Annotated in this window: 15 protein-coding genes; 14 read left to right on the top strand and 1 reads right to left on the bottom strand. The window is 46.4% G+C overall.

The genetic code is table 11. The features are described from left to right. The first annotated feature begins 219 nt into the window (after nucleotides 1-219). The 10 genes from WMO25_RS06505 to WMO25_RS06460 all read left to right on the top strand — a co-directional run bounded on the left by WMO25_RS06505 (nucleotide 220) and on the right by WMO25_RS06460 (nucleotide 7,440). Complete coding sequence (locus WMO25_RS06505) at nucleotides 220-1,965, top strand: [Fe-Fe] hydrogenase large subunit C-terminal domain-containing protein (protein WP_349084665.1); 1,746 nt, start codon at nucleotides 220-222, stop codon at nucleotides 1,963-1,965. Then, a complete protein-coding gene (locus tag WMO25_RS06500) occupies nucleotides 1,956-3,119 on the top strand; it encodes a SpoIIE family protein phosphatase (protein WP_015513469.1) in 1,164 nt (387 codons plus the stop codon). Before WMO25_RS06505 ends, WMO25_RS06500 begins: the two co-directional genes overlap by 10 nt. Nucleotides 3,120-3,161: 42 nt before the next feature. After that, complete coding sequence (locus WMO25_RS06495) at nucleotides 3,162-4,151, top strand: putative ABC transporter permease (protein WP_215689156.1); 990 nt, start codon at nucleotides 3,162-3,164, stop codon at nucleotides 4,149-4,151. A 63-nt stretch (nucleotides 4,152-4,214) separates the two neighbouring features. Further along, entirely contained in the window at nucleotides 4,215-5,039 is an 825-nt protein-coding gene (locus tag WMO25_RS06490) for a carbon-nitrogen hydrolase family protein (protein WP_349084664.1), read from the top strand. 156 nt (nucleotides 5,040-5,195) lie between these two features. Then, nucleotides 5,196-5,471: an HU family DNA-binding protein gene (locus WMO25_RS06485; RefSeq protein ID WP_015513472.1), complete on the top strand. Its 276-nt coding sequence runs from the start codon at nucleotides 5,196-5,198 to the stop codon at nucleotides 5,469-5,471. Between the two features lie 82 nt (nucleotides 5,472-5,553). Beyond that, nucleotides 5,554-5,793 (top strand): RNA-binding S4 domain-containing protein, encoded by a 240-nt coding sequence (locus tag WMO25_RS06480; protein ID WP_015513473.1) that lies wholly within the window; start codon nucleotides 5,554-5,556, stop codon nucleotides 5,791-5,793. A gap of 137 nt (nucleotides 5,794-5,930) precedes the next feature. Further along, entirely contained in the window at nucleotides 5,931-6,239 is a 309-nt protein-coding gene (gene yabP, locus WMO25_RS06475; RefSeq protein ID WP_015513474.1) for a sporulation protein YabP, read from the top strand. A 2-nt stretch (nucleotides 6,240-6,241) separates the two neighbouring features. Further along, complete coding sequence (gene yabQ, locus WMO25_RS06470) at nucleotides 6,242-6,682, top strand: spore cortex biosynthesis protein YabQ (protein WP_349084662.1); 441 nt, start codon at nucleotides 6,242-6,244, stop codon at nucleotides 6,680-6,682. After that, a complete protein-coding gene (locus WMO25_RS06465; protein ID WP_250795970.1) occupies nucleotides 6,669-6,980 on the top strand; it encodes an FtsB family cell division protein in 312 nt (103 codons plus the stop codon). Before yabQ ends, WMO25_RS06465 begins: the two co-directional genes overlap by 14 nt. A 28-nt stretch (nucleotides 6,981-7,008) precedes the next feature. After that, nucleotides 7,009-7,440 (top strand): hypothetical protein, encoded by a 432-nt coding sequence (locus WMO25_RS06460; protein WP_349084660.1) that lies wholly within the window; start codon nucleotides 7,009-7,011, stop codon nucleotides 7,438-7,440. A 92-nt stretch (nucleotides 7,441-7,532) separates the two neighbouring features. Here WMO25_RS06460 and WMO25_RS06455 read toward each other — a convergent pair whose 3' ends face one another. After that, nucleotides 7,533-8,846, bottom strand: a complete 1,314-nt coding sequence (locus WMO25_RS06455) for a nickel-dependent lactate racemase family protein (RefSeq protein ID WP_349084659.1) — start codon at nucleotides 8,844-8,846, stop codon at nucleotides 7,533-7,535. A 292-nt stretch (nucleotides 8,847-9,138) separates the two neighbouring features. On the opposite strand from WMO25_RS06455, the gene WMO25_RS06450 reads away from it, so the two are divergent. The 4 genes from WMO25_RS06450 to WMO25_RS06435 all read left to right on the top strand — a co-directional run. Continuing rightward, nucleotides 9,139-11,022 (top strand): SpoIIE family protein phosphatase, encoded by a 1,884-nt coding sequence (locus WMO25_RS06450; RefSeq protein WP_349084657.1) that lies wholly within the window; start codon nucleotides 9,139-9,141, stop codon nucleotides 11,020-11,022. 212 nt (nucleotides 11,023-11,234) lie between these two features. Further along, complete coding sequence (tilS, locus tag WMO25_RS06445; RefSeq protein WP_349084656.1) at nucleotides 11,235-12,665, top strand: tRNA lysidine(34) synthetase TilS; 1,431 nt, start codon at nucleotides 11,235-11,237, stop codon at nucleotides 12,663-12,665. Then, entirely contained in the window at nucleotides 12,662-13,189 is a 528-nt protein-coding gene (gene hpt / locus WMO25_RS06440; RefSeq protein WP_349084655.1) for a hypoxanthine phosphoribosyltransferase, read from the top strand. The genes tilS and hpt overlap by 4 nt, the downstream gene beginning before the upstream one ends. 145 nt (nucleotides 13,190-13,334) lie before the next feature. Continuing rightward, a partial coding sequence (locus WMO25_RS06435) for an ATP-dependent metallopeptidase FtsH/Yme1/Tma family protein (protein ID WP_349084654.1) occupies nucleotides 13,335-14,056 on the top strand: 722 nt, incomplete at its 3' end.

Here is a 14,056-nt window from a genome sequence, read left to right as displayed (position 1 = left end):
TTTATGCCTTTTTTATTGGCTGAAATATTGAATTTTCAAGGTTCAACACACCGTATCGGTGTGGGAAGTTTTAGTTAATAATAATTATATCATGAAAATGGAAAAGGAAAAAGATATCAGCTGGCTTTTTTAGTGCAACCGGCGTCAGTCTATGATACAATGTTTTTATACGGCAAATACTGTTGGTGAAGTTGTTCATGTTGTGGCGGGAGGATTTTTATGAAGGTTATTGATTTTAAGAATGCAAGCTGTAAGCATTGCTATAAATGTGTTCGTTCGTGTTCTGTCAAGGCGATTAAGGTCAAAGATGCACAGGCAACGATTATGGATGATCATTGTGTCCTTTGCGGCACATGTCTGGAAGTCTGTCCGCAGAATGCCAAGACCTTTGTCAGTGATCTGGAGAAAGTCAGGGCATTCATTACAATGGGAGAGAAAACGATTGTGTCACTGGCACCGGCCTATCTCGGTATCTTTGATTATGACAAGCCGGGACAGGTTGTGGATGCGCTTTTGAGGCTTGGATTTTCTGAAGTGCGGGAGACGGCAGAGGGGGCAGCCTATGTGACGGAGGCTTATACCAGGCTCCTGGCAGAGGGGCAGATGAAGAATATCATTTCCACATGCTGTCCAAGTGTGAATGAATTGGTAGAGAAGTATTATCCGGAGCTGGTGGAATATATGGCACCGGTTGTATCTCCGATGATTGCCCATGGCAAACTGATCAAATCTATGTACGGGCCGGATGTGAAGGTTGTATTTGTGGGCCCTTGTATTGCCAAGAAGCAGGAAGCAGAGGGAGATGACCGGACAACCGGTTTTGTGGATGCGGTTCTGAATTTTGAAGAGATTGAATCATGGCTGCAGGAGCGTGATATCTCCATCAGAGAATGTGAAGAGAAGCAGCCGACCAATCCGGATCCGAAGGTCAACCGCCTGTATCCGGTGACCAGCGGTGTCATTTCATCTGTTCTGGCGAAGAAAAAGGTGGATTCATACAAGAAAATTTTTGTAGACGGTATTGAGGATTGCCGTGAAGTTTTTGAAGATATGAAAAAAGGGCTGATCGAGAACTGTTTTATTGAGGCTAATATGTGTGAGGGCGGCTGTGTGAAAGGACCTGCCGTGAATAAATTGCATATTTCCAAGTACAAGGCAACCATGGTGATCGAGGAACAGGTTGAGAAGCAAGATCCGGCATATCCACAGCTGGCAGGGAACATTGATATCAACAAGCATTTCAGATCGGAGAGGATTCAGGATGAAATGCCGACAGAGGAACAGATTACACGGATTCTCAAGGCAACCGGCAAATACAATAAGACACAGGAGTTGAACTGCGGTGCCTGCGGTTATCCGACATGCCGGGACAAAGCCATTGCCGTTTTTCAGGGCAAGGCAGAACAGGAGATGTGTCTGCCGCATGTGTATGAGAAGGCGCGTTCCATGTCCAATGTGGTGCTGGAAGCTACACCTGAAATCATTTTGATCGTAGATTCGGCTTTCCAGATCATTGAGTTTAATAAGCGGGCAGAGGATGTTTTTGGCATCAACAAATCAGAGGCTGTCAATAAGATGATCTTTGAGATTATGGATGCTTCCGATTTTGAACAGGTTCTGGAGGATCACCTGTCCATCAAACGCAAGAAGATCCATCTCAGCGGTCTGGGACTTGTTCTGTTGGAGAATATTATCTATATTGAGGAAATGGATGCTATGCTGGCTATTTTCCAGGATGTTACCGATGAGGAAGCGGAAATGGAACGGCAGCTTCAAATGCGGATGGATACGGTGGATATTGCGCAGCAGGTTATTGATAAGCAGATGACGGTAGCGCAGGAAATTGCCGGATTACTTGGTGAGACAACCGCTGAGACGAAGGTGATTTTGACCCAGTTGAGAGATTCTATGATGAAGGAAGCAGATCAGACTGATAGTCGTCGGAGGAAGATAGGATGGAAGTAAGTGTTGAAACATGCTGGAAAAGTCTGAATAAGATACATGAGGAACTGTGCGGCGACAAAGTGGAGATCCTTAAGACAGAAGATTCGGATGTGGTCATTCTGGCAGACGGTATGGGAAGCGGTGTAAAGGCCAACATTCTGGCAACGCTGACCTCTAAGATCCTCCGTACGATGTTTCAGAAAGGAGCACCTATCGAGCAGGGGGTTGAGACGATCGCACGAACGCTGCCGATTTGCCAGGTGCGTCAGGTGGCTTATTCCACCTTCAGTATTTTGCAGATTTTTCATAATGGGGAAGCTTATCTTGTGGAATATGACAATCCGGGATGTATTTTTGTCCGGGACGGCAAATTGATGGATATCCCTTATACAGTCAGGGAGATTGAAGGCAAGAAGATTAGAGAATACCGTTTTCAGGTCAAATTGAAAGACTGTTTTGTCCTGATGAGCGACGGCGTGATCTATGCCGGTGTCGGAGAACTGCTGAATTTCGGCTGGACGTGGGAAAGCATGGCGGACTACACCGTGAAATGTACCAGGGATACACTTTCGGCCAAGCGTCTGGCAGCGATGCTGTCCCAGGCCTGCGATGACCTGTATATGCAGAAACCGGGAGACGATACAACAGTGGCGGTAGCAAGAGTCATTGAGCGAAAAGTGGTCAATATCTTTACGGGCCCGCCGAAGGATATGGATGATGATGAGCGGATCATGCTTGATTTCATTACAAGTCCGGGCAAACATATCGTATCCGGCGGAACAACAGCCAGCATTGCTTCAAGATATCTGAAGCAGCCGGTGACCAACAACTACGACGGCACACCGGAAGTACCGCCGACATCTAATATCAAAGGCATCGATCTTGTTACAGAAGGTGTTTTGACTATGAACAGAACTCTTTATCTTCTGCGTGAACTGGCCAAAGACGATGTGGATTTTGACATTTTCCTTCAGCTGGACGAAGACAATGGTGCGGCGAAGCTGGCCAAGATCATATCAGAAGAATGCACAGATCTGAATTTATTTGTGGGCAAAGCCAACAACACAGCCCATGAAACTCTGCTCTTTGATGTCAGCGTCCGGCATAACCTTGTCGAGCAGCTCAAAGAAGCAGCAGAAAAGCTTGGCAAAAACGTCACCATACGGTATTATTAAAGCAGACACTAAAATGCCGCATTTACGACAGGAGGGATGCAGGTGTATACCTATTCGATGACACAATGGCTGGCATTTTTCTTCATCTATTGTTTCTTTGGGTGGTGTTTTGAATCGGTATATGTTTCGGTTCATGAACACAGATGGGTCAATCGAGGATTTATGACAGGCCCCTATATTCCACTGTACGGATCAGGCGCGGTTCTGATGCTTTTTCTCACGATACCGGTAAGAGGTAATTATCTGTTGATGTATATTGTGGGTGCCATCGGAGCAACGGTGCTTGAATACATAACAGGAACAGTGATGGAGAACCTTTTTGGGGTCCGTTATTGGGATTATACAGACAAGAAGTTCAATTTCCGCGGCAGAATCTGTCTTGAAGCGACAGTTCTGTGGGGATTTTTTACCCTTGTCATGGTGGAAGTGATTCAGCCGCCGGTCGAGCATATGGTGATGATGATCAATGACAGAGTGTTGTATTATATGACCTGGGGGATCACGGTTGTATTTACATTTGATTTTGCATCATCCTTCAGAACAGCCATTGACCTGAAAGAAGTGCTTATTCAGGCAGAGCGCGCCAAAGAAGAAGTTCAGCGTATGCAGAAACGAGTTGAAGTACTTGAAGCTGTGGTGAATGATTCACTTGAAAGTGCGAAGGATGGAATGGAAGTCCGCTGGGATGAACAGAAGCAGAGAATGGCACTTTTGACAGAAGAGAGAATGACAGAGCTTGCGAGACATATGGATGCCCTTCGTAAGCGCCTGGAGAACTCAGAGAGTATCGAAAGAATCCGTGAAGCGGTGGAAACATCGGGAGCCGGTGAGAAGCTTGAAGATATTCAGAATGAAATGCGTCAGATGCGCGGCAGAATTGAGGCGATGAGAATGCGTGCACGCACAAAGATGCATCCGAGACAGCTACATATGATGCTTCGAAATCCTTCTGCAAGATCTTTCAAGTACCAGGAAGGCTGGCGGTATCTGAAGAATAAGATGTCCCGCGGTGAGGACAATGAAAAGAAATAAATGCGCAGGAATCTGTTTGTGCGTATTGAAAGAAAAAATAAAGTGATCGATGGAGGTTGACAAATGAAAATTGCATTATGTCAGACAACAGTTCATAAGGATTGGCATAAGAATCTCAGAAATGCAGAGCGCGTGATCGCAGATGCTGTCAAGTCAAAAGCAGATATGGTTGTTCTGCCTGAGATGTTTATCTGTCCATACAACAAGAAAGCCATTTCGGCAGCGGCCCAGCCGGAAGGCGGGGAAGCATGGCAGGCGATGTCAGAGGCGGCTGCAAAGAATCATGTATATCTTGTGGCGGGAAGTATACCGGAGAGCGCGGATGGACATATTTACAGTACAGCCTATACTTTTGACAGAGAAGGCAGACAGATTGGCAAGTATCGCAAGATGCATATGTTTGATATTGATGTGGAAGGTGGACAGTATTACAGTGAGTCCAGCGTCATTACGGCCGGAGATGAAGTGTGTGTTGTCGAAACAGAATTTGGTCCGATTGGTGTAGCTATCTGCTATGATGTGAGATTTCCTGAGTTGTTCCGGCTTCTTGCGAAGCGAGGGGCAAAGGCGGTTGTTATGCCGGCATCCTTCAACAGAACAACAGGACCGGCACATTGGGAGCTGCTGATGCGGGCACGTGCCCTTGATCAGGAGATGTACGTTCTTGGATGTGCGGCAGCAGGTGACCTGGCAGGTTCTTATAACGGATGGGGACATTCCATTGCAGTGGATCCATGGGGATCGATCATGGAGGAACTGGGCGAGGGTCCGGGCATGCTGATGGCTGCAGTAGACTTCGCAAAGGCGGATGAAGTACGCAGTCAGATTCCTGTTTTGCAGCAGTTAAGGACCGATATTTATGAAGTTTGTGAAAAGACTGTCGGATAAACAGAAAAAGCCTTGACAAAAGGACCAGAAACGTATATAAATAGATTTGTCAACATTGAAGCGTATGGCCGAAAGAGCGGTAAATGCAAGGGTTTCCGCCAGTTTCATTTGCAGAAGATGACTGCGTACGCTTATGATAATTGAGGAGGAATTATAATGAATAAAGCAGAATTAGTTGCAGCAATGGCTGAGAAAACAGGCATGAAGAAGAATGATGCTGAAAAAGCTTTAAAGGCATTTGTAGATGTTGTTACAGACGAACTTGTAAAAGGTGAGAAGATTCAGCTTGTAGGCTTTGGTACATTTGAAGTGTCTGAAAGACCTGAAAGAGAAGGAAGAAATCCTAGAACAGGTGAGACAATGAAGATCGCTGCTTCTAAAGCGCCTAAATTCAAAGCAGGTAAGGCATTAAAGGATATGATCAACGCCTAATCGAAGATAACACAAGAAGGATTCCCACTCAGCATTTATCTGGTGAAAGGGAATCCTTTTCTTTTTGTAAAGGAGAAATAAAATGAGACTTGATAAATATTTAAAGGTTTCCAGACTGATCAAGAGAAGGACGGTAGCTAATGAAGCCTGCGATGCCGGTCGTGTGATGATTAACGGCAAAACAGCGAAGGCAGGTACAGATGTGAAAGTCGGCGATGTGATTGAAATCGGATTTGGTACAAGAAATGTCAAGGTAGAAGTATTGGATGTACAGGAAACAACCCGAAAAGAGGATGCGAAAGAGCTGTTCCGTTATTTGTAATTGTTCAGAGCCAAGCAAAATTTCAAAAACAGGTATAAAATGCGTAGCATTTTGGAGGTTAGCTCTGAACAGTTACCGTTATTTATAAAAAAGGTCATGAAATGGCAGGCTGTCTCATATACTAGGAGCAATAGCAGATGCTGGCGGTGAAGTCTATGTATATGGAAGAACAGCCTGTGGTGAAGCCTCACAGACTGACAATGCAGAATCGGTCGACGATTCAGGTGACGGGGGTTTCGGATGTGATCGCCTATGATCCCGGAGAGATCATTCTTGAGACATCAGCGGGCCTTTTGCTGATTAAAGGGGCGGAACTTCACATGAATCATTTGTCCCTTGAAAAAGGAGAGACCGGGGTAGACGGCAGAGTGGATAGTTTGACATATTCCGAAGCCAATGGCGGTGCAAGGCAGGCCGGAAGCTTTTTCGGGCGGCTTTTTAAATAACCATGAGTCAGGATGTGGTGTTTCAGGCAAGGCTTTTTGGAATGGCTGTTCTGTGGGGTTCGGGATTGATGCTGGCTTATGATTGCCTGCGGATGCTCAGAATGATGATCAGGCAGCGTAAAGGCATACAGGCGGCAGAAGAAGCTGTATTCTGGCTGATGGCGGCCGGTTGTCTTTTTGGGTTGCTGTACCGTTTTAATAACGGTGCAGTACGCAATTATATTGTATGCGGAATGGGGACAGGCATGGTGCTCTACAGATGGCTGCTGTCATCCATGGTTGTTCGTTGGATGCTGGCGGTATTGCGTCCGATAAGACAAATAGTTCGAATTTTTAAAACTTTTGTGAAGAATGCAGGAAATACATTGCAATCTGCCGCTGCAAAGCGTACAATTAAAGGTAGAAAGTTACAACAAAGACAGGGGGAGCATGATGACAGCTAACAGGCGGTCTGTCAGAAAACGCAGATCGAAGCATAAAGGCAGTATGAAGATCATTACGTTGATCGTGCTGGTGTTATGCGGAGTGTTTGGCGTTTTTACATGGCAGAATACACAGAAGAGTGAACAGTATGCTTTAGTACAGGAGAATCTGCAGCAGCAGATTGACGATGAAGAAGAGAACCAGAAAGCGATTGAAGAGCAGGCTGAATACCAGAAGACAGATGCTTATATTGAGGATCTGGCCAGGGAGAAGCTGGGATTGGTTCATGAAGATGAGATTATTTTCAAGAAGAAGTAATAGAGAATAGAACGACAGAGGAATCAAAATGGCTGATTTATTATATTATATTGTAGAGAAAATGGCCGGGATTCATGATGTGCTTATGACGTTGAATGATTCTTATGAGACGATGTTTTCTGATAAGGAATTGCATTTTATTGTCATTGGTGTGCTGGGAATGGCATTGCTTTTTGTCATTTTTCCGCTGTTCAAAGCGCTCAGCAGGCATCATGTTCTGGTGATTGCATGGATTTATGTATTTACGGTCATGATCGTTGTGACCTTTGCAATAGAGATCGGTCAGGGCATCACGAATACCGGGAATATGGAAATGGAAGATATCGTAAGCGGTCTGGCTGGATTTATGTTCCTGTTTATCATATTTGCGGTGCTGAGGGCGATTGTTCTTGGCATTGTACATCTGGTCAGAGGTATTATGGGCCGGGATGATGACGACGATGACGATGATGATGAATAGAAAACAGACGGATAGGAGATGAGACTCTTATCCGTCTGTTTTTGTGTTATAGGTATGAAATATCAGCAATGCGCCGATTGCTGTGGGGTTATTTAGATTTCTGTGCTGAAACGGGTATAATCAGCTTCCGTCTGAGGCATGACGCTGCCGCCGTAAGGGATGATGTAAACATCTTTGCCTTTGATATCAACATCAGCCATGATATCTTCCATGCGGTCATATTTTCTGATGCCCATATCGTTGACAATCCGGGCATCCAGCTTAGGACCGGCCAGCAGAAGAATATTGGCCTTGCGGATATTTTCACAGGCAGCATAGAAAATATAGCCGGCGATCGTAAAGGCTTCACGAAGACTCTGATCAAGATGGCCCTCTCTCAGCGGTGTCAGCCAGTCAAAGAAATCTTTGGCACCGGCGCCTTCGCTGCATTCAGCCAGCATGACGAGTGTTCCGCCGGGTTTGACGGCACGAACGGCATTAAAGAGACTCTTGGAACCCTGATAGAAGTTCAGATCCTTTGGAAAGCCGCCGCAGCTGACAAAGACAACATCTGCCTGATCTTTGATCGGAAGACCGTAACATTGCTGGACATACTTGCAGCTTTCCCGCCATGCAACATCGAAGTCACCGCAGAAAAGACCGCTGTGTCTGGAGGCGGAGTTGACAACAATATTGATGCCGAAGACCGGATGAAGCAGTGCACCTGCTTCGCGCATGTCTTCATTGATCGGGTTATTGTTGAATTTGCCGGGACCGACTCTCGGATCACTTTGCTCGCAGTGAGGATCCAGGGCCATGGCATGGTTGTGCCGGATAGTTTCACGGCCGGCAATACCGGGAACGATGCTCTTTCTGCCGCCGCCGTAACCGGCCATCAGATGATGAACAGTGCCGCCGATGCAGATGACCTTGCGGCCGATGGACAGCGGATTGATCAGGACTCTGGTTCCATAAGAGGTTGTGCCGATATCGACAAGATCCGGAGCATCACAGTCGTGGTCCACAACAGCGGCAACATGGTCATAGACATAATCACCTGTCAGAACCTTCTGGTCGGCAGGTGTATTTTTGTGATGGGTACCGAGGCCGATCAGGATGACTATGTGTTCAAAAGGAATACCGATGACTTCATTCAGATAACGAACCAGTTCCTCACAGATGATATCCTGGCGCATCCAGAAGCGGGTCATATCGCTGATCACAATGGTGATTTGGTCTTCAGGGCTCACCAGCTGATCAAGTGCCGGTGATTCGATGACATCTGTGCTGACTGCTTTGAGAAAAGCAGCATGAATGTCTTCAATTGTGTTCATAGGGTTCTCTGTCAGTGTCTGAATGCTGCGGGCACCATCAAGAGCAAAAGATACTTCGCTTTTACCATACTTTAAAGAAAAATTTTTCATCATTTAATCTACTTTCTTAAATCATTGTCTTTGTTAATAGCGGATTTTCTTAATGCAGGTTTGCCGTTTCCATCGAAGCGGCGGCTACATCGTTATGAATAGTTACATACTAACACTTTAAAGCTGCATAGTCAATGACGGACATGAGGACCTTAAAAAACCCTCGAAAAAACATTTGAAGGGAGGTCTTGTCATCCGATTGGAATCGTAAGTGTCTCGTTTTTCCATATAATGCATGTAACAGATCCATGAAGCGGCAAAATGCGGATCTGTACAAAATTCAGGAGGCATGTGCATGAGAAAGCTTGGCATGAAAGATTTATTGGTGATCGTCCTTGGTGCGTTCATCAATCTGTTTGTCTGGCACGACAGAAACCCGGTGGGTGTTGCGTTTTTCTGCGCGGCATACGCCCTGATCCCGGGGAAAATGCTGTTGGCGATGACTGCCCTGTTCGGGATGGCCTATGCACTACCGATGACTTCTTTTATAAGATATACAGGATTGATAACGACGGTGATGGCCATGGCAGCTGTTTTGAAAAAATGGCGGCCGGCCGGGCTGACACCGGTGGTTATGTGTGGTCTGATGGTGTTGACGATGGTGACAGCCGGCGTAGGTTATGGCCTGGCTTACGGGGAAGGCTGGCAGCAGCATGTGTTGGACACACTGCCGGAATCGGCATTGGAACTGGCAGCGGCATTTGTGTGTTACTGGCTGTTTGCAGGCATGATCGCCTGGATGAAGGGCTGGCGTCCTGTAGGAAGGAGGAATATGCCGATGAAAGAAGAAGCGATGATCACCAAAAATCAGCTACATGCTTTTTCGGAATCTTTCAGAAAATTATCCCAGTCCTTTGAGGTAGATGTCAGTCCCCGCGGCGCTTTAAATGATCAGGAGATGCAGGATATTTTTAATGCCGTAACAGAGCAGGTATGCAAAGACTGCAGCCGGTGCAGTTATTGTTGGGAAAATGTATTTGAGGACAGCTGTGAATCGGCCTATGAGATTTTGAAATTGTGCAGTGAGCGCGTGAATATGAAGAAAAAGGATCTGCCGGAACGCTTCAGGCAGCGATGTGTCCGATCAGATAATTTCCTGGCGGAAGCCCGAAGAATGATGGGGCTGGCGCAGACGAATCTGTCCTGGCAGAACCGCCTGGCAGAAAGCAGATTGGCACTGGCGGGCCAGTTCGGGGAAGTGGCAGATGTCATAGGGGATTTTTCAAAACAGATCAGTGATGAACCTGTCAGAAAAGGGGCACCGGAAAAACAGGCGGTGCACCGGCTGGCGGCTCAGAAAATCAATGTGCGCAGAATCGCAGCGTCTGACCGTTCAAATGGTCGCAAATGCGTTTATATAGAGGCAAAGACACCAAAAAATATTGAAAAAACAGCGCAGGAGGCGGCAGATATCATCGGAAGAGTCTATGGGCGGCGGTATCTGCCGCGACCGGGAACGGCATCGGTTATCGGACATCGATGGGAAATGCTGTCTTTTGAGGAAGATGTCCGCTATCGGACCATTATCGGTGATGCCAGGATGGTCCGGATGGGGGAAGCTGTTTCAGGGGACAGTTTTACGGTGATGCATATGGAAAGCGGCCAGACTGTGCTGTCCTTATCCGATGGTATGGGAAGCGGTGAGAAGGCAGAAAAGGAGAGCAACCGCATTATTGGGCTTTTGGAACAGCTGCTGTCTACCGGATTTAACCGTCAGTCTGCTATCAGACTGATTCATTCAGTGGTGTTATCCGGCAGTGAACCGCACACCTATTCAACGCTGGATCTGGCTACCCTGGATTTATTTAATGGAAAATGTGAACTGATCAAGATGGGGGCGGCGGCCTCCTTTATTAAAAATGGTCCGGATGTGAAAAAAATCACCTCGGAGGCGCTGCCTCCGGGGGTGCTTCCGGAACCGGAAAATGAAGTCAAGACGGCGGAAATGGTCCACGGCGATATGCTTGTTATGATGAGTGACGGTGTATTGATGGGACTTGGACAGGATGATGACCGGAATGAAGAAAAGATGGCAGAGTTTTTGAAATCCTGTCAGGCGGTGAATCCGCAGGAACTGGCCAATGCCATTTTGAATCATGCGATGGCAGCCTGCCATTATGAGGCAGAGGATGATATGACGGTACTTGTCTGTGGTCTTTACCGCAAACCGAAGTTGTAATATGAGGCATGTGTTTTGGGCAATGTGTAGGAAATGTGTTGAATGCAGTGTGGGTGGCGGATTGAAATGGAGGGGGTTGACGGAATATGTTATACTCAAAATACAGAGTATTCGGACTTTGTAAGGGCTATATGCAGCAATCAGGTAAAGGCTGAAAGTATAAGTTGATGAGCTGCCGGAATGGAGTAAAATGAAAGAAAAGGAAACGGGTGATGAAAGTGGACAAACTGGTCAAAAATGTATATGAAACAATCATGGCATCAGGGATGATCTGTCAGGGAGATTCGGTGGTGGTCGGCGTTTCAGGCGGGGCGGATTCTGTCTGCCTGCTGTCTGTGTTGAAAAACCTGCAGATGTCCATGGCACTTCAATTGACGGCTGTCCATATTCATCATGGCCTGCGGGGAGAGGCAGCGGATCGTGACAGGGATTTTGTAACGGCACTTTGCGAAGATATGCAGATTCCGTGTGTGTGTTTTCAGGCAGATATTCGGGCAATGGCGAGGGAGCAGCATTTATCGGAGGAAGAGGCCGGAAGAAAACTCCGCTATGACTGTTTTGAAGAAGTCAGACAGGAAAGGCAGGCATCTAAAATCGCAGTGGCTCATCACAGGGATGATCTGGCAGAGACAGTGCTGCTGAATCTTTTCAGGGGAAGTGGCCTGAAAGGATTATCCGGTATTCCGATGATGCGCGGCTGTATTGTTCGGCCTCTGCTTGGTGTCGGACGGGCGGATATAGAAGCGTATCTCGGACGGCAGGGAATGTCTTACCGGAATGATGCCACCAATTTTGAGACAGAATATACCAGAAACAGAATTCGACTGGATATTCTGCCCTATGTCACAGAGCATATTAATCAGGCAGCGGTTTCGCATATTGCGGAGACAGCGGCCATTGCATCTGATATCTGTCGTTATGTGGAGAATCAGGCAGCAGCCATTGGAAAATCGATCATTCAGTGGAACGGGGAGGCGGAATGTCTGACGGCGGAGATTGATGCAGCTGCATTTGTAGGACAGGATATTGCGATTCAGCGCGAATTATTGCGGCAAGTGCTGAAACGGACGGCCGGTCAGCTGAAAGATATCCGGTCTGTTCATATTGGGACGCTCAGGACACTGTTTTACGGGCATGCAGGAAAAAAGGCAGATCTGCCTTACGGCCTTCGTGCGGAACGCACCTATCGGACAGTGAGCGTCTCACAGAAAAAGACACATAAAAGTGCAGATGCTCTGCATGGGGCTGACGCGGAGATCAGACTGAGTGCACCCGGAAAATATGTTTTGGATGGTGGGAAAAGAGAGGTTTGCCTTAAAATTTTTCCTGTGGAGAAAAATCTGCAAATTCCTAAAAAAATGTATACGAAATGGTTTGATTATGATAAAATAAAAAATGGACTGGTTCTGCGGCAGCGCCGTCCCGGTGATTTTATGATGATCGGCGGCGGACACAAGAAGGCAATTCGACGTATTTTGATGGATGATAAGGTGCCGCAGTCGAACCGAGAGACATTGAACATGTTGACAGATGGCGGTCATGTCCTGTGGATACCGGATACTGGCCGTATGAGCGAATATTATAAGATTACCGGAGAGACAAGGCTGATTTTATCAGCGGAACTGAAGGAGATTGAAGAATGAAAGAGAAGATTAAGGTTTTATTGCCGGAAGCAGAAGTTGACAAGAAGATTCAGGAACTGGGGGAACAGATCAGCAAGGATTATGAAGGCAAGAACATTCATATGATCTGTGTATTAAAGGGCGGTGTGTTCTTCACATGCGAATTGGCCAAGAGAATCAGCGTACCTGTATCCCTTGACTTTATGTCCGTTTCCAGTTATGGCAATGGTACGACATCATCAGGTGCCGTTCGTATTGTCAAGGATCTGGATGAGTCGCTGGAAGGCAAGGATGTTCTGATTGTTGAAGATATTATTGACTCAGGCAATACGCTGCATTATCTTGTTGAGATTCTTTATAAGAGAAAACCAAACAGCATCAAGATCTGTACACTGCTGGACAAGCCGGAACGCCGGACAGCAGATGTTAAGGTAGACTATTCCGGATTCAACATTCCTGATGAATTTGTTGTAGGCTATGGTCTTGACTATGCGCAGAAATACAGAAATCTTCCGTTTATCGGAGTTGTTGAATTTACAGAATAACAGAAGATAAGTCGAACAGAAGCTGAAGGGGGTTGCTGCGCGTTTATGAGCAGCATCCCTTTTTCATCCTATTCATCCTATTTTTTGAGGAGAATTATCAATAAAGACAAAAGAGAAGTCATGAAGTGACAGGAGGAGTGTAACATTGAATAATAAGAAAAGAGGAATTGGCCTCTGGGTCGTTGTTCTTGTCTGTGTATTCATTGGGATTATTGCCAGTGAGGGATGGAATCTGCTGACAACCAGTGATTACTCGTACAGCGATTTCCAGCAGGATATACAGACTAAGGCAGAACAGATTGAAGATGTTGTCATCTCACCGAATAAGGAGACACCGACAGGTATGATCTCTGTAGAGTGGAAGAACAGCAGCAAAGAGGAAAGTTTTTATGTCACAGATGTCAATCAGGTCAAGGAATGGCTTGAATCTGTGAATTATACAGACTACAAAGAGACAGATGTCATTAACCGTGAAGGATGGTTTTACAATAACGGTGCTCTGTTAGTGCTTGGCGGCATTTTTCTGTGGTTCCTGTTCTCCTTTATCAACAGTCAGCAAAGCGGCGGTGGAAATAAAATGACGGATTTCGGCAAGAGCCATGCGAAGATGACAAAGGACGGCAGTCACAATGTAACGTTTCGTGATGTGGCAGGTCTTCAGGAAGAGAAAGAAGATCTCCAGGAGATCGTTGATTTCCTGAAGTCTCCTGAGAAGTATACAAAAGTCGGCGCACGTATTCCGAAGGGGGTTATCCTTGTGGGACCTCCGGGAACAGGTAAGACATTGCTGGCCAAGGCGGTAGCCGGTGAAGCCGGTGTACCTTTCTTCAGTATCTCCGGTTCGGACTTTGTGGAAATGTTTGTAGG

The organism is Coprococcus intestinihominis, from assembly GCF_040096555.1.
GTDB classification, from domain to species: Bacteria; Bacillota; Clostridia; order Lachnospirales; family Lachnospiraceae; genus Coprococcus_A; species Coprococcus_A intestinihominis.
The sequence above is the reverse complement of the archived record's forward strand: the minus strand, read 5'-3'. Positions and strand labels throughout refer to the sequence as shown.